Genomic DNA, 21,540 nt, shown 5'->3' with positions numbered 1-21,540 from the left:
CCAGCCTATCGACCGGCCTGCGACCGCTCAGGGGACGAGCAGGACCTTGCCGAAGGCGGTGCCGTCCTCGACCAGCGAGTGGGCCCGGGCCGCCTCGTCGAACGGCACGACCTCGTGCACCATCGGCTTGACGAGCCCGTCGGAGACCAGGGGCCAGACCTGCTCGACGACGCCGGCGCAGATCGCGGCCTTCTCCTCCTCGGGCCGGGAGCGCAGCGCGGTCGCGACGACCGCGGCCTTCTTGCGCAGCAGGGCGTTGATGTCGAGCTCGGCCCTGGTGCCGCCCTGCATGCCGATGATGACCAGACGGCCGTTGGTGGCCAGGGCCTCGATGTTGCGGGAGAGGTACTTCGCGCCCATGTTGTCGAGGATGACGTCGGCCCCGTCGCCGTCGGCCCGCAGCACCTCGACGAAGTCCTGCTCCTTGTAGTCGACCGTGAGGTCGGCGCCGAGCTCGCGGCACCGGGCCAGCCGCTCCTCGCTCCCGGCGGTCGTCGCCACGCGCGCACCGACCGCCTTGGCCAGCTGGATCGCGAACGTGCCGATGCCGCCCGACCCGCCGTGGACGAGGAACGTCTCGCCCTTGCGCAGCCGGCCCACCATGAACACGTTGCTGAAGACCGTGCACGCCACCTCGGGCAGCGCGGCGGCGGTGACCAGGTCGACGCCCCGCGGGAGCGGCATCACCTGCCCGGCAGGGACCGCGACCTTCTCGGCGTACCCCCCGCCGGAGAGCAGGGCGCAGACCTCGTCGCCGACCGCCAGGCCGTCGACGCCCTCGCCGACCTCGGCGACGGTGCCGCTGCACTCGAGCCCGATCACGTCGGAGGCGCCGGGCGGCGGCGGGTAGAGCCCCTGCCGCTGCAGCAGGTCGGCCCGGTTGACCGCGGTGGCGGCCACGTCGAGCACGACCTGGCCGGGACCCGCGGTCGGGTCGGGACGCTCCTGGACCTCGAGGACCTCGGGTCCTCCTTCGCTGGTGGCGATGACGGCACGCATGGACCCACCCTAGGAGGGCGGGTCACCCCACGCATGGCCCGCTCCTCCTCGACGACAGGACCTCTGGCCGGTGCAGGTGGGCGGGCGACCCAGGACAATCGGGACCTCCGTGCACACGGGCGGGACACGGCTGGGGGTGGCGGCGATCACCGGGGCGCTGGTGGGCCTCGTGATCGACCACCTGCTCGAGGAGGGACAGGGCATGGGTGCAGCGGGCTACCGCGGCCACGTCGTCGTCTGCGGGTGGAACGCCACCGCGGGCGACCTGGTCGCCGGGCTGGCCGGTGAGGACCACCAGCGCCGGGTCGTGGTGCTCCACGACAGCGAGAGGAACCCGGCGGGGGCCGGTGTCCACTTCGTCCGGGGCGACGTCACCGACGTGGTCGACCTCGACCGCGCCGGCATCCGCGACGCGGAGGTGGCGATCATCTGCCCGACCTCGCCCTCCCACGCGGCCGACCTGCGCTCGATCCTGGTCGTGATGGCGATCGAGTCCGTGGCGCCGCACGTGCGCACGGTCGTCGAGGTCAACGACCCCCAGCACGCCGACCACTTCAGGCGCGCGCACGCCGACGAGGTCATGGTGACCTCGGGCACCTCCTCGCGCCTGCTGGCCAGGTCCGCGCTCCACCCCGGGCTCGCCGAGATCGTCACCGACCTCGTGTCCGGCGGCGACGGGTCCGAGCTCTACCGCGTGAGGCTGCCCGACGACTACGTCGGCCTCACCGTCGACGAGCTGTCGGCCCACCTGCGCCGCCACCACGGGGCCACGCTCGTCGCGATCGGCCGTGAGGGCCACTCCTACGTCAACCCCGCGACCGACTTCCGCCTGCAGTGCGGCGACGACGCCGTGGTGGTGGCCGAGGCGCTCGGGACGCTGGCCCCGCTGGGCCCGGGGGAGCCCCCGGCGTCGCTGCCCACGCAAGCGCGCCACCGCGCCGGCGGGGACGCGGTCGCACCGGCGCTCCCGCTGGCCGAGGCCTGAGGGCTACTCCTCCTCGTCGGCGGCGGCGACCCCGTCGATGCCGTCGTCGTCCACGTCCTCGATCTCGATCTCCTCGCCGCCCTCCCACTTGGAGGCCAGGTCGAGCACGCGCCCGGCGAGCTCCTCGGTGCGCTCCAGCGACCCGCCGGCCAGGGCGGCGGCGTAGCCGAGGAGGAACGTGCTCACCGGTGCCGCGGGCCGCTCGACCCGGTGCGCGGCCTCACGGGCCACGTCGAGGACCAGTGCCTCGTCGAACTCGGCCTCGAGGTCGAGGGCGTCGCACAGCTCGTCGATCCAGTCGTGCAGGTTCACCCGGCCAGCGTGGTGGTCGGGCCGGGTGCCGCGCAAGGGGTTGGCCCGATCAGGGCTCGTCGTACGACGTGTGCTCGCGGGCCGCGCGGCCCCGCAGCTCGCGCAGGTCCTCCCAGGTGTCCACGTCACGGGCCTCGTCGGCCACCGCCCGGACGTGGGCCACGCGCAGCGGCTCGAGCAGGCGGTGCACGGGCAGGCCGTGGCGGTCCTCGGTCCGGGCGGGCCGGGCGGCGGCGAGCGCGGCGCCACGGTAGGCCCCGCACAGCGGCTGGGTGCGGTCGTCGTGGTCGACGAGCAGCGCGGCGTCGACCGCCGGGTCGTCCTCGAGCACCCCCATCAGGCGGGCGAACGTGCCGGGGGTGACCCGAGGCATGTCGACGGCCAGGACCAGCACGACGCCCGGTGGCCGCAGGAAGGCGTCGAGCCCGGCGAGGAGACCGGCGGCCGGGCCACCGCCGCGGGGGTCCTCGACGGTCCAGGTGACCGGGCGCGTGGTCGGCACCTGCTCGCCGACCACGACCACCTCGATCGCGGTGACGGTCGCGGCCAGCGCCCGCTCGAGCAGCGTCACGCCGTCGAGCTCGATGGAGGCCTTGTCGGCGCCCTGCATGCGGGCCGCGGTCCCCCCGCAGAGGACCACCGCCCCGATGCGGCCCGGGTCCGGCGTCCCCGCCGGGCCGGCGCCGGGGACGGCGAGCGGGTCCAGGATCGTCATGAGCGGAGCGTGCCACGCTGGAGCCATGGACGCCCACGCCACCCGCCACCCCGGCCACCCCGGCCACCCTGACTCCGTGCCCGAGGGGCCCGACCCGGTCCGCGTCGCGCTGGTGCAGGCCGCCGCGTCCCGCGACCCCGCCGACAACCGGCGCCACCTCGGCTCCGTCGACGTCGCGCCCGCCGACCTCGTGGTCTGGCCCGAGGTCACCCAGCGCGACCTCGGTGGCCCCGGGGACGACCTGCGTCCCGATGCCGAGGCGCTCGACGGCCCGTTCGTCACCGCCCTGGTCGAGCGGGCCGGGTCCCACGGCGGGGTCTGGGTCGCCGGGATGCTGGAGCGGACCGGCGAGCCCGGCGGGCCGCCGTACAACACGCTGGTGGTGGTCGACGGCGGCGGCGTGCTGGCGTCCTACCGCAAGCTGCACCTCTACGACTCCTTCGGCTACCAGGAGTCCGACCGCGTCCGGGCCGGCGACGGCGAGCCGGTGGTCGTGGACGTCGCCGGGCTCCGGGTGGGGCTGATGACCTGCTACGACCTGCGGTTCCCCGAGATGGCCCGCGCGCTGTCCGCACGCGGCACCGACCTGCTCGTGTGCCCGGCCGCCTGGGTCGCGGGACCCCGCAAGGTCCGGCACTGGCAGACGCTGGTGGCGGCCCGCGCCGTGGAGAACGTCGCCTACGTCGCCGCGGTCGGCCAGCCCGGGCCGACGTACTCGGGCCACTCGCTGCTCGTCGACCCGTGGGGCGACGTGGTGGTCGCCGTCGAGGACGGGGAGCAGGTGGTCGTCGGCGAGGTGTCGCGGGCGCTCGTGGCCGAGGCCCGCACGGAGAACCCGTCGCTGCTCAACCGCCGTGACGAGCTGGTGCTGCCGCGGCCCTGAGGCGAACGCGCGAGTAACCGCGCGAGCGGCGTACCGTCCCTGCCATGAGCCCCTCGTCCCACCACGACATCACCGCCGAGATGGTGGCCAACGTGCTCCACGTGCTCGTCGAGCCCGGCGCCAGCGTCGAGGCCGGCGACGCCGTGGTGCTGCTGGAGTCGATGAAGATGGAGATCCCCGTGCTGTCCGAGTGGGCCGGCACCGTCACCGAGGTCCCCGTCCAGCCCGGCGACGTCGTCCAGGAGGGCGAGCCCCTCGTGCGGCTCGAGTCCGCCTGACCCGACCGCCGTCGCGGCACTCGTAGACTCCCGCTGAGCGCAGCCCGGCCGACGGCGGGGCCTGCTGCTCGGAGGGGTGCCGGAGTGGCCTATCGGAACCGCCTTGAAAGCGGTCGTGGGGAGACCCACCGCGGGTTCGAATCCCGCCCCCTCTGCCGATCCGCCAGGTCGTCCCTCGGGCGCGGGCGAGCCCCCGCCACTCGGCCGGCGCGGCTAGCGTGGCCCCCCATGACCCGGGTCCGCGTGCTCTTCCTCGGCGGCACCATCGCGATGACGATGGACGAGCTGACCGGGGGCGAGCTGCTGCCCGACCTGTCCGGCTCCGACCTGCTCGCGGGGGTCCCGCTGCCGCCGGACCTCGTCATCGAGCCGGTGGACGTCGCGCGGGTGGACAGCTCGACGCTCACCTTCGACACCTGCCTGCGGGTGCTGGACCTCGCCGAGGAGGCGGTGCGCGACGGTGCCGGGGGCGTCGTGGTCGTCCAGGGCACCGACTCCCTGGAGGAGACCTCGTTCCTCTGGGACCTCCTCTGGGCGCACGACGAGCCGCTGGTCGTGACCGGCGCGATGCGCTCGGCCGACCAGCCCGGTGCCGACGGTCCGGCCAACCTGGTCGCGGCGGTCGGGACCGCCGCGTCACCGCGATGCCGCGGCCAGGGCGTGCTCGTGGCGGTCGGCGACGAGATCCACGCGGCACGGTTCGTCGCCAAGCGCCACGCCAGCAACCCGGCGGCGTTCGGCTCGCCGGAGCTCGGCCCGGTCGGCCGCGTCGTCGAGGGCGCTCCGGTCCTGCTGGCCCGCCTGGAGCGTCGTACACCGCTCCCGCGGCCGGACCGCGGCGACCGGCCCTGGCCCCGGGTCGGGCTGGTGACCGCCGGGCTCGACGACGACCCCGCGGCCTACCTCGCCGTCGCCTCGGTCAGCGACGCCCTCGTCGTCGAGGGCTTCGGGGCCGGCCAGCTGCGCCCCGAGGTCGCCGAGGCGCTCGACGGCGTCGTCGCCCGCATCCCGGTCCTGCTCGCTTCACGGGCCGGGGCCGGCGCCGTCGCGACCAGGACGTACGGCGGCCCGGGGTCCGGCTCGGACCTGCACCGCAGGGGGCTGGTCCCGACCGGGCACCTCGGGGCGCTCAAGGCCCGGGTGCTGGCCCGCCTCCTGCTCGCCGGGGCCGACCCGGGCGACGACCCGGTGAGGCTGCGGCAAAGCCTCGGAACCGTGTTCGCGGCGTACCGCCGCTGACCGCCCGGGGGGTGCCACCATGAGACCCATGCACAAGCCGGACGGGCGTCCCCAGGTGGTCGCCCACCGCGGGTCGAGCATGGCGCGCGCGGAGCACACGCTGGCCGCCTACGTGCAGGCGATCGAGGACGGGGCCGACGCCCTGGAGTGCGACGTCCGGCTGACCGCCGACGGCCACCTGGTCTGCGTGCACGACCGTCGCGTCGACCGCACGACCAACGCCCGTGGCCTGGTCTCGACCATGCGGCTCGAGCAGCTCTCCGACCTCGACGCGGCGTCGTGGAAGAGCCCGTGGGCCGACCTGGACGACGAGTCGGTCGAGGTCGACGAGGAGTTCAACCGCGTGCTGACCCTGGCCCGGCTGATCGAGGTGGTCCGCGACTACGACCGGGTCCTCGAGTTGGCCATCGAGACCAAGCACCCGACCCGCTACGCCGGGATGGTCGAGCGGACGCTCGTCGACATGCTGTGGAAGCACGGCTGGACCGGGGCCGGCGCCCCGGTGCGCGTGATGAGCATGTCCGGGGTCGCCCTGACCAGGGTCCGCCGGCTGGCGCCGGAGATGGAGGTCGTGCTCCTCATCGAGGGGCAGTCGTGGAAGGTCACCCGGCAGGCCCTCGGCGACGACTGGATCGCGGGGCCGGGGATCGAGCAGCTCAAGGACAAGCCCAAGCTGGGCCGCCGGCTCCGCGAGGACGGCCGCCGGATCCACGTGTGGACGGTGAACACCGAGGCCGACCTCCAGATCTGTCTGGACCTCGGTGCGGAGGCTGTGATCACCGACATCCCCGACCGGGTACTTTCATGGCTGGCCTGAGTTTGGTACCCCCAGGGGTGGGGACTCTCTGGGCGGAGGCACAGGTGCGCCTTCCTGCCGTGGAAAGGCCACGAGAGCAACGAGACGGAAGGCCCTGGGGATGTCGACGGACGAGCTGGACACGGTGAGCCTCACCGTCCCGTTCCAGGCTCCGTCCGCCTCCTTCGTGCGCACCGAGCTCAAGCAGTGGCTCCTGGACAAGGGGTTCCGGGGCGAGACGGTGGACGACGCGCGTGTCGTGGTCTCCGAGCTCGTCGGCAACAGCGTGCGCCACGCGCACCCCCTCCCCGTCAACCAGCTCGCCGTCGCGTGGTTCGTCGACGGCGACGACCTGGTGATCTCGGTCACCGACGGTGGGTCCGGCACGTCGCCCCATCCGATCTCGGCGGCCGAGACCGCAGTCTCCGGGCGAGGGCTCTCCATCGTGGAGGCCCTCGTCGCACAGTGGTGGGTCGAGGACGACCGCGACGCGACCACCGTGCACGTGCGCATCCCCCTGGGCCCGGCGCGCTGACCGAGGCGCTGCGCACCCTCCACTAGCCTTCCCGCATGGGAAAGCGCAGCCGCGACCGGGCCCGTGCGGCCGCGACCGAGTCCGAGACGACCCCGGATGAGGTCGGCCCCCGCCAGCCGTGCCCGTGCGGGTCGGGCCGGCGCTACAAGAACTGCCACGGCAGCGAGCGCGGCGGTGCCGCGGTCCTGGTGCGACGCCCGTTCGAGGGGCTCCGGGCCGAGTGCGACCTGATCGCGCTGCGCGAGCTGGTGCCCGCGGCCACGGCCCCGCTGGCCCTGCGGCCGGACGCCGTGCCCGACGACCGCACGGTCCGCCTCTGCTCGCTCCTCCCCGCCGCCGCGCCCGCCCTGGTCCGCGAGGACGGCACGATCTGGCTCGGGCTCCAGGTGCAGCACTCCTTCGGCGACCCGAGCCGCGAGCTGGCCGCGGTCCTGCTGCAGGCCTACGACGCCGAGCCGGGAGCCCTGGTCGGGCTCACCGAGGCGCCGGGGGACGGTCCGCGGCTCCAGGACCTCCTGGTCGACGAGCCGCTGGCGGTCGAGGTGCACGACGGCTTCGACTTCTGGATCTCCGACGTCGAGGACCCCGACGGGTCGCTGGCCGCGAGCCTGGAGCAGGCCAACGGGGCCGCGTCGCCCACCGCCCGCCTGCTGTCGGTCGACGCGGCGTACTGGACGAGCGTCGGGCCCAAGGAGCACCTGCGCTGGGTGATGCCCTACGACGAGGACCGGCTGCTCGACGCCCTCGCGCGCCTGCACGCCGGTGGTGGGGACCGGCTGACCGAGGACTCGCGCCTGGTGGGGATGTTCCGCACGCACGGCGTGCTCGTGCCGGTCTGGGACCTCCCGGTCGGCACCGGGGCCGAGGCGCTGGAGGAGCCGGCAGCGGCGATCGCCGAGCGTCTGGCCGCGCTGGTCGAGGTCGGCGACCCGCTCACCCCCGAGGAGCGTGCGGCGCGGTCCGGCCTGGCCAACCGTCAGGTCACGATCCGGTGACGGCCCGCGGGGCCCTCCCTCGCGAAAGATCACGGGACCATCGCTCCGATTTGTTGAGTGGCGCCCGATCGAGCGCCTATGATCGAGGTGTCCGGTCGTTGTTGTATCCCCCGTCAGCAGCGGCCGGACGCTTCGTTTTCCGGACCTGATCCGATTTCTGACGCGTGAATCCGTCGTTCGAGGCGGGTCGCGGCGTGTCGATGGACCGCCTGCGCAGCGCTGCGCGGTCGCGGCCTCCTCGGAGGTGTCCATCGTTCGTGCCGTCCCTTGACTCGCCCACGTGTGTGAGAGGGTCGCCGAATGATCCGCTTCGAAGGCGTGACCAAGTCCTTTCCGGACGGGACGGTCGCGGTGGGCGGTCTGGACCTCGTTGCCCCACAGGGACAGATCACGGTGCTGGTCGGGCCCTCGGGGTGCGGCAAGACGACGTCGCTGCGCATGGTCAACCGCATGATCACGCCGACGTCGGGCCGGATCACCGTCGACGAGCAGGACACCGCCACGATGGACGCGGCCTCGCTGCGCCGCGGCATCGGCTACGTCATCCAGCACGCCGGGCTCTTCCCCCACCGCACCGTGGGTGACAACGTCGCGACGGTCCCGCGCCTGCTGGGCTGGGACAAGGACAGGGCCCGCGCCCGCAGCCTCGAGCTGCTCGAGCGGGTCGGTCTGCCCACGGAGTACGCCGGCCGCTACCCCCACCAGCTCTCCGGCGGCCAGCAGCAGCGCGTCGGGGTCGCCCGGGCCCTCGCGGCGGACCCGCCGGTGATGCTGATGGACGAGCCGTTCAGCGCCGTCGACCCGATCGTGCGCGAGCAGCTCCAGGAGGAGTTCCTGCGCCTGCAGGGCGAGCTGGGCAAGACGATCCTCTTCGTCACCCACGACATCGACGAGGCGGTCAAGCTCGGCGACCAGGTCGCGGTCCTGCGCGTGGGCGGCACCGTCGCCCAGCTCGCCGACCCCGGCTCCCTCCTCGCCGACCCGTACGACGACTTCGTGGCCGACTTCGTCGGCCGTGACCGGGGCTACCGCGGGCTGGGCTTCCGCAGCGCGCCGAGCCTCGAGCCCCACGACGAGCCCTGGGTCCTCCTGGGCGACGAGCCCTCGGTGCACGCGCGCGGCGACTCCTCCTGGCTGCTGGTCGTCGACCACGACCGCAAGCCGCTGGGCTGGGTCGAGCCCGGCCGGGTGCACGGCGCCGTGGCCGAGAAGGACCTCCACCGCGGCGGCACGGTCGCGGCCCGCGACGGATCGGCCCGCGCCGTCCTCGACTCCGCCCTGTCCTCGCCGAGCGGGCGCGGGGTCGTCGTCGACCGCGACGGCGTGCTGGTCGGCACCGTCACCGCCGCCGAGGTGGTCGCGGCGATGGAGGGCCACCGGGGCCGCAGCGGTCCGGGCGGCACCCGGGAGCACCAAGGACCTCAGGAGCACGTGGCCGGGCCGGCCGACGACAAGCCGGGGGCCGGCTGATGGACTGGATCGGCAGCCACCTCGACGACATCTGGTCCCTCACGCTCCAGCACGCCTGGCTGTCGGCCGTTCCCACCCTCCTCGGGCTCCTGGTCTCCCTCCCCCTGGGCTGGCTGGCGCGCCGCTGGTCCTGGTGCTACGTCCCCGTGGTCGCCGGCACCGGCCTGCTCTACACGATCCCGTCCCTGGCGCTGTTCATCCTGATGCCGCTGCTGCTCGGCACCCAGGTCCTCGACCCGGTCAACGTGGTCGTGGCGATGACGATCTACACCATCGCCCTGCTCACCCGCACGGTCGCCGACGGGCTCGGGTCGGTGCCCGACGACGTCGTCGCCGCCGCCCGCGCGATGGGATTCGGCGGCGTGCGCCGGTTCTTCACCGTCGACCTCCCGCTCGCGGTGCCCGTGATCGGTGCCGGCCTGCGGGTCGCCGCGGTCAGCAACGTCAGCATCGTCAGCGTCGCCGCCCTCATCGGCGTGCAGCAGCTCGGCTCGCTGTTCACCGACGGCTTCCAGCGCGACTTCCTCGACCCGATCGTGGCCGGCGTGGTCGGCTGCGTGGTCCTCGCGCTCGTGTTCGACCTGCTCGTCGTCCTGGCCACCCGCCTGCTCACGCCCTGGCAGCGAGCCGGCGGCCGCCGCGCCCCCGACGGGGACGCCGCGGTCGAGACGGAGGTGCGCGCGTGAACGAGCGAAGCGAGCGAACCACCAGCTCACGGGTGGCTCCGCCGCCGAGCGGAGCGAAGGCGGTGGACGCGTGAACGGGATGTGGGGGTGGCTGACCGACGGCGCGCACTGGCAGGGCCCCGACGGCATCACCACGCGCCTGCTCGAGCACCTGGCCTACTCCGCGGTGTCGCTGGTCGTGGCCGCGGTGATCGCGATCCCGCTCGGGCTGGTCATCGGTCACACCGGCCGCGGCCGCGTGGTCGGCGTGGGCGTCACGGGCGCCATGCGCGCGATCCCCAGCCTCGGCCTGCTCTTCCTGTCCGTGATGACCCTCGGTGACACCTGGACCGGTGACCTCGGGCTCTACGCCCCCGTCTTCGCGGTGCTCGCGATCCTCGCGATCCCACCGATCCTCGCCGGCACCTACGCCGGCATCGAGCAGGTCGACCCGGCCGCCCGCGACGCGGCCAAGGGCATGGGCATGCGCGGCACCCAGGTGCTGTGGCGCGTCGAGGTGCCGTGCGCACTGCCCCTGATCGCCTCCGGCCTGCGGTCGGCCACCCTCCAGGTGATCGCGACCGCGACCCTGGCGGCGTCGGTGAGCCTGGGCGGTCTCGGCCGCTTCCTGATCGACGGCATCCAGATCCGCGACTACCCGCAGATGGCCGGCGGCGCGGTGCTCGTCGCGGCCCTCGCCCTGATCGTCGACCTCGGGCTCGCCGGTCTCCAACGACTCGTCGTCTCCCCGGGTCTCTCCGGGCGCACGACGCGCAGGACTGGCCGGCGAGGTGCCGACCAGGAACGGACCTCGGGGTCCACGACAGAGAAGGCAACAGCATGAGACGCATCAAGGCCCTGACGACGCTCGCCGCCGTGCTCGCCCTGGGGTTGAGCGCCTGCGGTTCGGACGGGGACCCGATGGCGGAGAACACCAAGGACGCGAGCGGGAGCGGCGGCAGCAGCAGCGCGGTGACGATCGGGTCGGCGAACTTCTCCGAGAGCGCGCTGCTCGCGGAGATCTACGCCGGCGCGCTCGAGGCCAAGGGGGTCGACGTCTCCACCAAGCTCAACATCGGCAGCCGCGAGCTCTACATCAAGGGCATCGAGGACGGCTCGATCGACGTGGTGCCGGAGTACACCGGCGTCCTACGCGACTTCTTCGCCGCCGAGTCCGGTGGTGACGTGTCCGCCTCCGACCCCGAGGGCGTCTACCAGGAGCTCAAGAAGGTCGTCCCGGACGGTCTGCAGGTCGGCGCCTACAGCAAGGCCGAGGACAAGGACGCGCTCGTCGTCACCAGCGAGACCGCCCAGAAGTACAACCTCAGCTCGGTGGGCGACCTCAAGGACGACGCCCCGGACCTGACCCTCGGCGCCGCACCGGAGTTCAAGACCCGCCCGACCGGCGTGCCCGGCCTGGAGAAGGTGTACGGCGTCAAGTTCGGCACGTTCACCACCACCGACGCCGGTGGCCCGCAGACCTTGAAGTTCCTGACCCAGGGGCGCATCGACGCGGCCAACCTGTTCACCACCAACCCCCAGATCGCCGAGCAGGACCTGGTCGTGCTGGACGACCCCGAGTCGCTGTTCGGCTCGCAGAACATCGTGCCGCTGGTGCGCGACGAGGTCGCCGGTGACGTGCTCGACACCCTCGACGCCGTCGGCCAGAAGCTCGACACCGAGGGGCTCACCGAGCTCGTCGGCAAGGTCGACATCGACAAGCAGGACCCCGCCGACGTCGCGGCCGAGTGGCTGAAGGCCAACGGCTTCGCCTGACGCGGGCGGTCCTCGGGACCAGCAGCGCGAGGGGCCCGGCCGTCACGGCCGGGCCCCTCGTCGTCCTCAGCTGTGCACGCTGTCGCGGATCTCGCCCACGAGCTCCTCGAGCACGTCCTCGAGCGCGACCAGCCCGAGCAGCTCGCCCTCGTCGTCGACGACGCGACCCAGGTGGGCACCGCGGCGGCGCAGGGTCGAGAACGCCTCGTGCAGCCGCTGGGAGGGGCGGATCGTCGCGAACGACCGGATGCGCTTGTCCTCCAGCCGGTCGTCCTCCCCGGGGTCGGTCTCGAGCACGTCCTTGACGTGGACGTAGCCCACCAGGGCGCCGTCGGGTGCGCGCACCGGGAACCGCGAGAACCCGGTCTCGGCACAGGCGGTCTCGATGTCGGCCAGGGGCGCGTCCTGGGGCAGGGTGACCAGGTCGTCCAGGGGGAGGAGGACCGTCTCCACCGTGCGCTCGGTGAAGCCCAGCGCGCCGGCCAGCCGGTCGTACTCGTCGTCGCCGAGCGCGCCCTCGTGGCGGGACTCGTCGAGCATCGCCGAGACCTCGGTGCGGGTGTAGGAGGAGGCGATCTCGTCCCGCGGCTCGACGCGCAGCAGGCGCAGGATGCCGTTGGCCGTCGCGTTGAGCACCACGACGACCGGTCGCAGCAGGGTGACCACCAGCATCATCGGTGGACCGAGGAGCAGGGCGGCGCGCTCGGGGCCGGCGAGGGCGATGTTCTTCGGGACCATCTCGCCGAGCACGACGTGCAGCGCCACGACGACGGCCAGGGCCAGCACGAACGCCACCGGGTGCAGGACCGCCTCGGGCAGGCCCAGCCGGGCGAAGACGGGCTCGAGCAGGTGCGCCACCGCGGGCTCACCGACGGCGCCGAGCCCGAGCGAGCAGGCGGTGATGCCCAGCTGGGCGCCGGCCATCACGAGGGACACGCGCTCCATCGCGCGCAACGTCGTACGCGCGGCGCGGGAGCCCGCGACCAGCGGCTCGATGCGGGTGCGCCGGGCCGAGATGAGGGCGAACTCGGCGCCGACGAAGAACGCGTTGAGCGCCAGCAGCACCACGGCGAGGAGCAGGGCGGCGCCGTCACCCACGGTCGTCGCCCCGTCCGTGCGCCCCGGGCAGGACCTCGAGCCGGACCTTGTCGACGCGCAGGCCGTCCATGCGGACCACCGTCAGGCGGGCCACCTCGGAGTCGTGCGGCTCGCCGTCCTCGTCGACCCGCAGCGGGAGGGGCACCTCGACCGCGTCGCCGGCCTCGGGGATGCGGCCGAGCTCGCGCAGCACGAGACCGCCCAGGGTGTCGTAGTCCTCGTGGGCCGGCAGCGCGACCCGGGTGAGGCCGGCGATCTCGTCGGGGCGCAGCAGGCCGGAGAGCGTCCAGGTGCCGTCGGCGTGGGGGCGGGACACCGCGTCGAGGGAGTCGTGCTCGTCGGAGATCTCGCCGACGATCTCCTCGACCACGTCCTCGACGGTCACCATGCCGGCGGTGCCGCCGTACTCGTCGACGACGACGGCGAGCTGGAAGCTCTCGTCGCGCAGGCGGGCGAGGAGGGGGTCGAGCTGGAGGGTCTCGGGCACCGTCGCCACGTCGACCATGAGGTCGCGCACCTTGGTGCGGCTGCGGCCGACCCGCGGGACCGCCACGGCGTGCTTGACGTGCACCACGCCGGCCACGTCGTCGGCCTCGCGACCCAGGACGGGGAACCGGGAGCGGCCGCTGGAGCGGGCCAGCGCGATGACGTCGAGCGCGGTGTCGCCCACGCGGACGGCCTCCATGCGCACGCGCGGGGTCATGATCTCCCCGGCCGTGCGGTCGCCGAAGGCGACCGAGCGCTGCACCAGGCCGGCGGTCTCCGCGTCGAGGGTGCCCTCGGAGGCCGAGCGTGCGGCCAGCGAGGCGAACTCGCCGGCGTTGCGCGCCGATCGGAGCTCCTCCTGGGGCTCGATGCCGAGCCGCCGGACCAGCGCGTTGGCCGCGCCGTTGAGCACCCGGATCGGGATCGCGGCCAGGGTGGTGAAGGTGCGCTGGTAGCGCTGGGTGGCCCGGGCGGTGCCGAGCGGGTGGGCGATCGCGAGGTTCTTGGGGACCAGCTCGCCGAACAGCATCGTCAGGAGCGTCGCGCTCACCAGGCCGACGGCGAGGGCGACCCCGTGCACCGCGTTGCGGCCGACGCCGGCGTCGGCCAGCGGGCCCTCGATCAGGCGTGCGATCGCGGGCTCGGCGAGGAAGCCGATCGCGAGGTTGGTGACCGTGATGCCGACCTGCGCGCCCGAGAGCTGGGTGGAGAGGGTGCGCAGCGCCTGCTGGACGCCCTGGGCGGCGGCGTCACCCTCCGCGGCCCGGCGGTCGACCGTCGCGCGGTCGACGGTGACGAAAGCGAACTCCGCGGCGACGAACCCGCCGCAGGCCAGCACCAGCAGCAGGGCGGTCCCCAGCAGCACCCAGGTCATGCGGCGGCGCCGATGGCCGGGGGGCGGGGCTCGGCGGTATGTCGGGGCAGGTCGGGCGAGGCGCTCACGCGTCCAGTGTCCCGCACGGCGGGTGGCCGGCGCCGCTCGCGCCCGGGCTCACCGTGCGCGGCGGCGCAGGCCGAGGACCAGGGCGGCGGCCGCCAGCAGCACGACGACGCCCCCGCCGAGGAGGGCTGCGAGGGGCAGCCCGTCGGCGGTGGCCTTCTCCTCGTTGTCGTCGTCGTTCGCGTCGCCGCTGTCGGCGCTCGCGGTCCCGGTGGTCGGGCTCGACTCGTCCGTCGGCGCCCGCACCTGTCCGGCGTACGCCGGCTCGCCGGCTGGCTCGCCCACGGTCTCGGCGCGGATCCTGACCGGGGCGGCGAACTGGTCGGGCCGCTCGCTGTCGAGCAGCCCCATGCCGAGCACGACGTAGACGAACCCGGCGTGGTTGTGCGCGGCGATGCCGGGGTCGAAGGACTCGACGTTGCGCCACCGCACCGGGGGCAGGACCGCGGTCACCAGGTGGGGCTCGGCCCCGTTGTAGAACCCGCCCCCGTCGACGCCCTTGGCCTGGTCGAAGGCGCGGGGGAGGGTCTGCCCGAGAGCCGTCAGCGCCAGGATGCTGGTCGGGTTGCCCTGCACGCCGAGGGCGGCGTCGGCCCGCGCGTCGGGCTCCACCCGGGCCGAGACGCGGACGGCCTGGCCGTAGGCCACCGGCACCTTGTAGACCAGCTGCTCGGAGGCCTCGATCGTGTCGGCGTACGTCGTGCCCGGCTCGAGCGCGGGCGCGTCGTCAGGGGTGACACCGCCGACCACCGGCGTGACCGGCCCCGAGCGCGGGATGCGCACGTCGGCCACCCAGGGGCCGTCCTTCTCGGCGGCCTCGGGCAGCTGCTCGGGGTCGGTGACGGCCGGGTAGGTCCCGATCTGGAGGCGGAAGTCGGTGGGCGCGCCGTCGCCCAGCGTCACCGCCGCGACCAGCTCGTCCGCCTGCTCGCAGCTGTCGCTGATCGTGGGGCGGGAGGCGTTGTACTCGGTGCCCGCGCTGGTGAGGGGGGTGTAGCCGATGACCTGGAAGCTCTGTCCCAGCGCAGAGGTGCACCGCTCCCCGTCGGGTGCATGGAGGGCGACGGTGAGCGCGCTGTGCCAGTTGGCCTCCTCGCGCGGGGGCCGGATCAGCGCGGAGACCGAGACGCCTCCGCCCTCGGGGCGGGCCACGCGGTAGTAGCGCGTGCCCTCGTCGGGCAGCGTGGTGTCGACGTAGGTCCCGGCCTCCACGGTGGGGGCGTCCTCGATGCTCGTCCCGCCGGTGACCGGCTCCCCCTCGAGCCGGAAGCCGCGGACGTCGCGCACGCTGAGCTTCACCAGGCTGGTGACGAGGTCGGCGGTGGAGCGGGCGTCGTAGTAGGTGCCGCCACCGGCGCGCGCGACGCACCGCAGCACCTGCCTGGCGCGGCCGGAGACGTCGAGCCCCACGACGTTGATCCGCAGGTCGATGCCGCGGCCGGCCAGCTGCCGGGCCACCACGCACGGGTCGGGCGCGCAGGTGGGCTCGCCGTCGGAGAGGAGCACGATGGTCCGCTTGCCGCTGGGGCCGAGGTCCTTCGCCGCGCCCCGCAGCGCGTTGCCGATGGGGGTCTCGCCGTAGGGGCGGTAGGCCGCCACCGCGTCGGTGAGCGCCGCGCGGTCGACGGGACCGACCGGGACGACGTTGCGCGTGTCGGTGCACGCACCCTTGTCGCGGCGGGAGAAGACCTCGGAGCCGAAGACCCGCAGGCCCACCTCGGCATCGGCCGGCAGGCCCTCGACGACCTCGCCGAGGGCCTGCTTCGCCGCGTCGATGCGGGTCTCACCCCCCGCGGTGCGCTCCTTCATCGACCCCGACGAGTCGAGCACCAGGACGAGGCGTCCGAAGGCGTCGTCCCTCTTCGCGCCGGCGGCGTCGGACGGCGGGCCGACCACCCCGGCGTACGCGAGCGTGGGGAGGGTGAGGCCGAGCAGGAGGGTGCGGATCCCGAGGCGCATGGAGGTCATCCTCCCCGGAGCGCTCCGTGCCCGGGTCGGCGGCTCAGAGACCGTCGTAGCGGAGCTTGCCCTTGTTGGCGTACTTCTCCAGCGCCCAGTAGTAGGTGCCGGAGTTGGACTTGACCGGGGCGGCGCCGTAGAACCACTTCACCTGCGGGTCGCAGCCGTTGGTGTAGAAGATGGTCCGCTTGTACTTGTAGACCCAGCCCTTCTTGTAGGCCCGGGCGCGGTAGAGGGCGTCGGTCGGCACCTTGAAGCTGTAGGACCACGAGCGGGTCACGCTGGTGCCGGTCGTCGTCGACGCGGAGTGGGTGTAGTTGTACTTCACCGTGACCTCGGCGCCGATCGGGCCGATCTTGCCGCCGACCTTGCCGTCGACGCCGATCGAGTGCGTGGACCCGGTGGTCTTGGACGTGGTCTCGCCGTCGCTGACCGTGCGGGTGATGGTGCCGCCCTTCTTCCAGTCGGAGAACGTCGAGGTCGGCACCCACACCTGACGGCCCCGGTAGGGCGTGGAGTAGCTGTGTCCCTCCTCGGCGCAGGCGGCCCAGGCGCCAGGCGCGCCGGCGACGCCGCCGGCGACGAGCGAGGTGGTGCTCAGCGCGAGTGCGGTGGCGATGCGGATGCTGCGTGGCATGGGGTTCCTCCCGAGAGTCCAAGTGCCCGAACCCGGACATCCTGGACTCCTGTCACATCAGCGGTCAACCACCTCGGTGGGGTGCGCGGCCCGGCGTACGCTGCCCCGCATGACTCCCGGCGAGGTGGGCGCCCACGCGGAGTCGCTGGCGGGCGTCAAGCGCAAGGGCACCACGACGCGTCCCGGGTGGTACGTCGACGACCGGCTCGTCGCGCGGCTGGCCGACCCGACCACGCTGGTCGTGCGGGTGCCGCTCACGGAGCGGGAGGCGCTGCTCGAGGCGCACCCGCGGACGTTCGGGGTGCCGCCGCGGATGGAGTCCCACCACAAGGTCGAGGTCTACCTCGACCGGGCCGACCCCGCCGCCGTACGCCGGGCCCTGGAGCTGGCCTGGAACTTCCAGCGCCGCTCGTGACGGGGGGACTGTCGTACCCCGGGACGGCAGCGAGCCCGGACCCTGGGGTCCGGGCTCGCGGGTGGCTTCGCGCCGATCGGCGGAGGATAGGGGATTCGAACCCCTGAGGGCTTGCACCCAACCCGCTTTCCAAGCGAGCGCCATAGGCCACTAGGCGAATCCTCCGTGGGAGAGGTTACCCGCGGGCCCCGGTGCCTGGAAATCGGCCCGGCCCGGGTCCTGCGGAGGGGGTGGCCTAGACTCTCGGCAACCCCCCGTGCGGCGGCATCTCGCTGAACTCCCCCAGGGCCGGAAGGCAGCAAGGGCAGGCGAGCTCTGCTGGGTGCGCGGGGGGCCTCGTCGTCTGTGGGCAGCCGTCCACCGGCTGTCCCCACCCCCGGTTAGGGTCGACCTGTGGACGCCCCCCTCGCGCTCTATCGCCGCTACCGGCCCGACACCTTCACCCAGGTGATCGGCCAGGACCACGTGACCGGTCCGCTGCGTGCCGCGCTGCGCAACAACCGGGTCAACCACGCCTACCTCTTCTCCGGCCCGCGCGGGTGCGGCAAGACCACCAGCGCGCGCATCCTCGCGCGGGCGCTCAACTGCGCCCAGGGTCCGATCGAGGAGCCCTGCGGGGAGTGCCCGTCCTGCCGGGAGCTGGCGACCGGGGGGCAGGGCTCGGTCGACGTGATCGAGATCGACGCTGCTTCCCACGGAGGTGTCGAGGACGCCCGCGAGCTGCGGGAGCAGGCGACGTTCCGCCCGATGCGCGACCGCTACAAGATCTACATCATCGACGAGGCCCACATGGTCACCCGGGCGGGCTTCAACGCCCTGCTCAAGATCGTCGAGGAGCCGCCGGAGCACGTGCGGTTCATCTTCGCCACGACCGAGCCCGAGAAGGTCATCGGCACGGTCCGCTCGCGGACCCACCACTACCCGTTCCGGCTGATCCCGCCCAAGGTGCTCACCTCCTACCTCTCCGAGCTGTGCGACAAGGAGGGCGTCCACATCGAGCCCGGCGCCCTGCCGCTGGTGGTGCGGGCCGGAGGCGGCTCGGCGCGCGACACCCTGTCGGTGCTCGACCAGCTCATCGGCGGCTCGGGCGAGGACGGCGTGACCTACGCCCTCACCGTCGGGCTGCTCGGCTTCACCCCCGACAGCCTGCTCGACGAGGTGGTCGACGGGCTCGCGGCCGACGACGGTGCGGCCGTCTTCGACGCGGTGGACAAGGTCGTCGAGACCGGGCAGGACCCCGCCCGCTTCGTCGAGGACCTGCTGCGCCGGCTGCGCGACCTGGTCATCATCTCGGCGGTCCCCGACGCCTCGGCCTCCGGCCTGATCGACGTGCCCGAGGACGTCGCCGAGCGCCTGAGCCAGCAGGCCGCGCGCTTCGGCCGGGCCGAGCTCACGCGTGCCGCCGAGCTGGTGGCCGACGGCCTGGGCGAGATGAAGGGCACCACCCCGCCGCGGATGCTCCTGGAGCTGCTCTGCGCGCGGCTGCTCCTCCCCGGTGCCGAGGACTCCGAGCGCGGGCTCCGTGCCCGCGTCGACCGGCTCGAGCGTCGCCTGGAGATGGGTGGCGCCCCCGCGCCGGCCCGGGGCGCTGCTGCGGCTCCCGCCCCTGCTCCCGTCGCCGCCCCTGCTCCCGTCGCCGCTCCTGCGGCGGCGTCCGCGCGGCCCGACCCGGCCCCCGCCGCGCCGGCACCTGCACCGACTCCTCCTCCTCCTGCTGCAGCTGCCCCGGCTCCGCCTGCAGCTGCTCCGGCTGCTCCGGCTGCTCCGGCTGCGGAGTCGAGGCCCCCCGCTCCAGCGGCGCCCCAGACCCGGTCGGAGCCCGACCCGGCCCCGGCCCCGGCCCCGCCGACGGCTCCCGCTGCGGCCCAGCCGGCCGCGTCCGGTGGTGCGGCCGGGCTGACGCTGGTCGACGTACGCCGTCTGTGGCCCGACCTGCTCGACCGGGTCAAGGGCACGCGCAGGTTCGCCTGGATGGTGCTCAGCCAGCACGCGCAGGCGGTGGGTCTCGACGGCCGCGTGCTGACCCTCGGGTTCAACAACCCGGGGGCGCGCCAGTCCTTCGTCGACGGCGGCAACCCCGAGCTCGTCCGGCAGGCGCTGATCGACCTGGTCGGTGCCGACCTCAAGGTCGAGGCGATCCTCGACCCCTCGGCGTCCCCGGGCGCGCATCCCGTCACCGTCACCAGGTCGGCCACCGCACCCCCCACCCCCGCTCCTGCGGCGGACGCCCCCGCGCCCGGTCCTGCTGCCGCAGCTCCCACCGCACCTCCCACCGCACCTCCCGCTTCAGCTCCCGCTGCACCGACCGGGGGGGCGACCGGGGGGCCGGCCGGCGCGGCCGGTCGCCAGGCGCCCTCCGGCGAGACCGCCCGTCGCGAGCCGCCGGCGCCCCTCCCCGAGCCGTCCCCGCCGCCCCGCGTGGCGACCGCCGCCGACGACGCCGACGCCAGCCGCTCCGACGACGACCTCGACGTCCACCTCGACACCGAGCAGATGCTCACCGCCAAGCTCGGCGCCCAGGTGATCGAGGAGATCCCTCGCGGCTAGCCCGACCGGTCCGGCCGCAGCACCCGCGCCCGCGACCCTCACGACCCAGACCACCCGGACGACCCCACGATCCCGCCCACGAAAGGCACCCACGATGAGCTCAGACCAGTTCGGCGGCTTCGACATGAACGCCCTGCTCCAGCAGGCCCAGGCGATGCAGGCCCAGATGATGCAGGCCCAGGAGCAGCTCGCCGAGACCGAGGTCCAGGGCACGGTCGCCGACGGCCTGGTCACGGTCACCGTCAACGGCACCGGTGAGATGACCCAGGTCAAGATCCGCTCCGGCTCGTTCGACCCCGAGGACACCGAGGACCTCGAGGACCTCATCGTCGCGGCCTACCGCGACGCCCGGGCCAAGGCCGACGCGCTGGCCTCGGAGACGATCGGACCCCTCGCGGCCGGGCTCGGCGGTCTCGACGGGCTCGGCGGCGGCGACTCCGGCGGTGGGCCGGGCCCGCTGGGCTTCTGATGTACGAAGGCATCGTCCAGGACCTCATCGACGAGCTCGGTCGGCTCCCGGGCGTCGGGCCCAAGAGCGCCCAGCGCATCGCCTTCCACCTGCTCGAGGCCGACCCCGCCGACGTACGCCGCCTGGCCGAGACGCTGGTCAAGCTCAAGGACCTGGTGCGGTTCTGCACGATCTGCGGCAACGTGGCCGAGGAGGACACCTGCCGCATCTGCCGCGACCCGCGGCGTGACGCGAGCCTGATCTGCGTGGTCGAGGAGTCCAAGGACGTGGTCGCCATCGAGCGCACCAAGGAGTTCCGGGGGCGCTACCACGTGCTCGGCGGGGCGATCTCGCCGATGAACGGGGTCGGGCCCGAGCAGCTGCGCATCCGCGAGCTGATGACGCGCCTGGCCGACGGGACGGTCGCCGAGGTGATCCTGGCGACCAACCCCAATCTCGAGGGAGAGGCCACCGCGACGTATCTCACGCGCTTCCTGGGCACCATGGGGTTGCGTGTGTCCCGTCTCGCGAGTGGACTGCCAGTGGGCGGAGATCTCGAGTACGCCGACGAAGTGACGCTCGGACGAGCGTTTGAAGGGAGGAGGGTCGTTCATGGGTGACAACCTCATGACGGAGGAAGGCCGTGCACCGCTCGACGAGGAGCTGGTGGACTTCGCCCAGACGATCGCCGACCAGGTCGAGTCGTTCCTGATCGCGGTCCAGGCCGTCTCGCGCGGCGAGGAGGGCGGCTCTGCGGTCCCCCTCATGCTGCTGGAGACCAGTCAGCTGCTGCTGGCCGGCGCCCGGCTCGGCATGCAGGTCGACTTCGAGCTGCAGGAGGAGTACGAGCCCGACGCCGGGCCCGACCCCGACCTCGACGCCATGCGTCACCGGCTCGGGGTGCTGTTCGAGGACTTCGACGCCTTCACCGTGGTCTTCGACCCCTACGCCGAGACCCCCGAGGTCGTGCCGACCCTGCTGTCGGACGAGCTGACCTCGATCGCCACGGCGATCGCCCACGGCCTGCGGCACTACCGCAGCGGGCGGGTCACCGAGGCGCTGTGGTGGTGGCAGCTGTCCTACCACGTGTCGTGGGGCTCCGAGGCGATCGCGGTCCTGCGGGCGCTGCAGGCGGTCGTGGCCCACGACCGTCTCGACACCGACCTGGGCTCCGACGACGACGCGGTCATCGAGGCGCTGGAGATCCTCGAGCGCGACTGACCCCTCGGGGCGAAGATCTTCCGGCCCGGGGCGTGACCTGGCTCTCCTCCCCGCAAGATCTGTGACGTGGGCGCCGTCCGGGCGGGACGTCGTACGCCGATATCGGTTCGGTGGGCGCGTGCACCGCAGGTAGGATCGGCG

23 protein-coding genes, 2 tRNA genes and 1 other RNA gene are annotated in these 21,540 nt (G+C 73.7%); 18 read left to right on the top strand and 8 right to left on the bottom strand.

Features of this window, described 5'->3' with window-relative positions; translation table 11 throughout:
* Positions 1–27: 27 nt before the first annotated feature.
* Positions 28–999, bottom strand: a complete 972-nt coding sequence (locus J2S63_RS08805; protein WP_310301360.1) for an NAD(P)H-quinone oxidoreductase — start codon at positions 997–999, stop codon at positions 28–30.
* A gap of 136 nt (positions 1,000–1,135) precedes the next feature.
* On the opposite strand from J2S63_RS08805, the gene J2S63_RS08800 reads away from it, so the two are divergent.
* Positions 1,136–1,984 carry a potassium channel family protein gene (locus tag J2S63_RS08800; protein WP_310301358.1) on the top strand — a complete coding sequence of 283 codons (849 nt, stop codon included), beginning with the start codon at positions 1,136–1,138 and terminating at the stop codon, positions 1,982–1,984.
* A 3-nt stretch (positions 1,985–1,987) separates the two neighbouring features.
* Here J2S63_RS08800 and J2S63_RS08795 read toward each other — a convergent pair whose 3' ends face one another.
* On the bottom strand, positions 1,988–2,296 hold the full coding sequence (locus tag J2S63_RS08795; RefSeq protein ID WP_310301356.1) for a DUF6457 domain-containing protein: 309 nt from the start codon (positions 2,294–2,296) through the stop codon (positions 1,988–1,990).
* Positions 2,297–2,345: 49 nt separating this feature from the next.
* The gene (gene mobA / locus J2S63_RS08790; RefSeq protein ID WP_310301354.1) at positions 2,346–3,011 is read right to left on the bottom strand and encodes a molybdenum cofactor guanylyltransferase; all 666 of its coding nucleotides are present in this window, start codon (positions 3,009–3,011) and stop codon (positions 2,346–2,348) included.
* Positions 3,012–3,036: 25 nt separating this feature from the next.
* Between mobA and J2S63_RS08785 the strand changes: the two genes are divergently transcribed.
* The 11 genes from J2S63_RS08785 to J2S63_RS08735 all read left to right on the top strand — a co-directional run bounded on the left by J2S63_RS08785 (position 3,037) and on the right by J2S63_RS08735 (position 11,648).
* The gene (locus tag J2S63_RS08785) at positions 3,037–3,894 is read left to right on the top strand and encodes a carbon-nitrogen hydrolase family protein (protein WP_310301352.1); all 858 of its coding nucleotides are present in this window, start codon (positions 3,037–3,039) and stop codon (positions 3,892–3,894) included.
* A gap of 44 nt (positions 3,895–3,938) precedes the next feature.
* Positions 3,939–4,172: a biotin/lipoyl-binding carrier protein gene (locus J2S63_RS08780; RefSeq protein ID WP_310301351.1), complete on the top strand. Its 234-nt coding sequence runs from the start codon at positions 3,939–3,941 to the stop codon at positions 4,170–4,172.
* A 70-nt stretch (positions 4,173–4,242) separates the two neighbouring features.
* Positions 4,243–4,327: transfer RNA gene (locus J2S63_RS08775), tRNA-Ser, on the top strand.
* A 73-nt stretch (positions 4,328–4,400) separates the two neighbouring features.
* Complete coding sequence (locus J2S63_RS08770; protein ID WP_310301349.1) at positions 4,401–5,411, top strand: asparaginase; 1,011 nt, start codon at positions 4,401–4,403, stop codon at positions 5,409–5,411.
* 28 nt (positions 5,412–5,439) lie between these two features.
* Positions 5,440–6,228 carry a glycerophosphodiester phosphodiesterase gene (locus tag J2S63_RS08765; protein ID WP_310301347.1) on the top strand — a complete coding sequence of 263 codons (789 nt, stop codon included), beginning with the start codon at positions 5,440–5,442 and terminating at the stop codon, positions 6,226–6,228.
* A gap of 100 nt (positions 6,229–6,328) precedes the next feature.
* Positions 6,329–6,742, top strand: coding sequence for an ATP-binding protein (locus J2S63_RS08760; protein WP_310301346.1), 414 nt, complete (start codon positions 6,329–6,331; stop codon positions 6,740–6,742).
* A 35-nt stretch (positions 6,743–6,777) separates the two neighbouring features.
* A complete protein-coding gene (locus J2S63_RS08755) occupies positions 6,778–7,737 on the top strand; it encodes a DUF5926 family protein (RefSeq protein ID WP_310301344.1) in 960 nt (319 codons plus the stop codon).
* Positions 7,738–8,037: 300 nt separating this feature from the next.
* Positions 8,038–9,207, top strand: coding sequence for an ATP-binding cassette domain-containing protein (locus tag J2S63_RS08750; RefSeq protein ID WP_310301342.1), 1,170 nt, complete (start codon positions 8,038–8,040; stop codon positions 9,205–9,207).
* Complete coding sequence (locus J2S63_RS08745) at positions 9,207–9,893, top strand: ABC transporter permease (RefSeq protein WP_310301340.1); 687 nt, start codon at positions 9,207–9,209, stop codon at positions 9,891–9,893. The genes J2S63_RS08750 and J2S63_RS08745 overlap by 1 nt, the downstream gene beginning before the upstream one ends.
* 79 nt (positions 9,894–9,972) lie before the next feature.
* Positions 9,973–10,716 carry an ABC transporter permease gene (locus tag J2S63_RS08740; protein WP_310306640.1) on the top strand — a complete coding sequence of 248 codons (744 nt, stop codon included), beginning with the start codon at positions 9,973–9,975 and terminating at the stop codon, positions 10,714–10,716.
* On the top strand, positions 10,713–11,648 hold the full coding sequence (locus J2S63_RS08735) for an ABC transporter substrate-binding protein (RefSeq protein ID WP_310301338.1): 936 nt from the start codon (positions 10,713–10,715) through the stop codon (positions 11,646–11,648). Before J2S63_RS08740 ends, J2S63_RS08735 begins: the two co-directional genes overlap by 4 nt.
* A gap of 66 nt (positions 11,649–11,714) precedes the next feature.
* Here the strand turns inward: J2S63_RS08735 and J2S63_RS08730 are convergent, their stop codons facing one another.
* The 4 genes from J2S63_RS08730 to J2S63_RS08715 form a co-directional block, all read right to left on the bottom strand.
* The gene (locus J2S63_RS08730) at positions 11,715–12,746 is read right to left on the bottom strand and encodes a hemolysin family protein (protein ID WP_310301336.1); all 1,032 of its coding nucleotides are present in this window, start codon (positions 12,744–12,746) and stop codon (positions 11,715–11,717) included.
* Positions 12,739–14,106 carry a hemolysin family protein gene (locus J2S63_RS08725; RefSeq protein ID WP_310301333.1) on the bottom strand — a complete coding sequence of 456 codons (1,368 nt, stop codon included), beginning with the start codon at positions 14,104–14,106 and terminating at the stop codon, positions 12,739–12,741. The genes J2S63_RS08730 and J2S63_RS08725 overlap by 8 nt, the downstream gene beginning before the upstream one ends.
* 117 nt (positions 14,107–14,223) lie before the next feature.
* On the bottom strand, positions 14,224–16,131 hold the full coding sequence (locus J2S63_RS08720; protein WP_310301331.1) for a VWA domain-containing protein: 1,908 nt from the start codon (positions 16,129–16,131) through the stop codon (positions 14,224–14,226).
* Between the two features lie 43 nt (positions 16,132–16,174).
* Positions 16,175–16,768, bottom strand: a complete 594-nt coding sequence (locus tag J2S63_RS08715; RefSeq protein ID WP_310301329.1) for a hypothetical protein — start codon at positions 16,766–16,768, stop codon at positions 16,175–16,177.
* A gap of 109 nt (positions 16,769–16,877) precedes the next feature.
* On the opposite strand from J2S63_RS08715, the gene J2S63_RS08710 reads away from it, so the two are divergent.
* Complete coding sequence (locus tag J2S63_RS08710) at positions 16,878–17,183, top strand: MmcQ/YjbR family DNA-binding protein (RefSeq protein WP_310301326.1); 306 nt, start codon at positions 16,878–16,880, stop codon at positions 17,181–17,183.
* Between the two features lie 80 nt (positions 17,184–17,263).
* On the opposite strand, the gene J2S63_RS08705 is transcribed toward J2S63_RS08710, so the two are convergent.
* Positions 17,264–17,348 (bottom strand) — tRNA-Ser (locus tag J2S63_RS08705).
* An 82-nt stretch (positions 17,349–17,430) separates the two neighbouring features.
* Between J2S63_RS08705 and ffs the strand changes: the two genes are divergently transcribed.
* The 5 genes from ffs to J2S63_RS08680 all read left to right on the top strand — a co-directional run bounded on the left by ffs (position 17,431) and on the right by J2S63_RS08680 (position 21,399).
* An RNA gene (ffs, locus tag J2S63_RS08700) (signal recognition particle sRNA small type) lies at positions 17,431–17,523 on the top strand.
* Positions 17,524–17,576: 53 nt separating this feature from the next.
* A complete protein-coding gene (locus J2S63_RS08695; RefSeq protein ID WP_310301324.1) occupies positions 17,577–19,730 on the top strand; it encodes a DNA polymerase III subunit gamma and tau in 2,154 nt (717 codons plus the stop codon).
* Between the two features lie 94 nt (positions 19,731–19,824).
* A complete protein-coding gene (locus tag J2S63_RS08690; protein WP_310301322.1) occupies positions 19,825–20,199 on the top strand; it encodes a YbaB/EbfC family nucleoid-associated protein in 375 nt (124 codons plus the stop codon).
* Positions 20,199–20,798, top strand: a complete 600-nt coding sequence (gene recR, locus J2S63_RS08685; RefSeq protein WP_310301319.1) for a recombination mediator RecR — start codon at positions 20,199–20,201, stop codon at positions 20,796–20,798. Before J2S63_RS08690 ends, recR begins: the two co-directional genes overlap by 1 nt.
* Complete coding sequence (locus J2S63_RS08680; protein WP_310301317.1) at positions 20,791–21,399, top strand: DUF5063 domain-containing protein; 609 nt, start codon at positions 20,791–20,793, stop codon at positions 21,397–21,399. The genes recR and J2S63_RS08680 overlap by 8 nt, the downstream gene beginning before the upstream one ends.
* Positions 21,400–21,540: the final 141 nt, after the last annotated feature.

This window comes from Nocardioides marmoribigeumensis (assembly GCF_031458325.1).
Taxonomy (GTDB): Bacteria; Actinomycetota; Actinomycetes; order Propionibacteriales; family Nocardioidaceae; genus Marmoricola_A; species Marmoricola_A marmoribigeumensis.
This window is presented reverse-complemented; position numbering and strand designations above follow the sequence as displayed.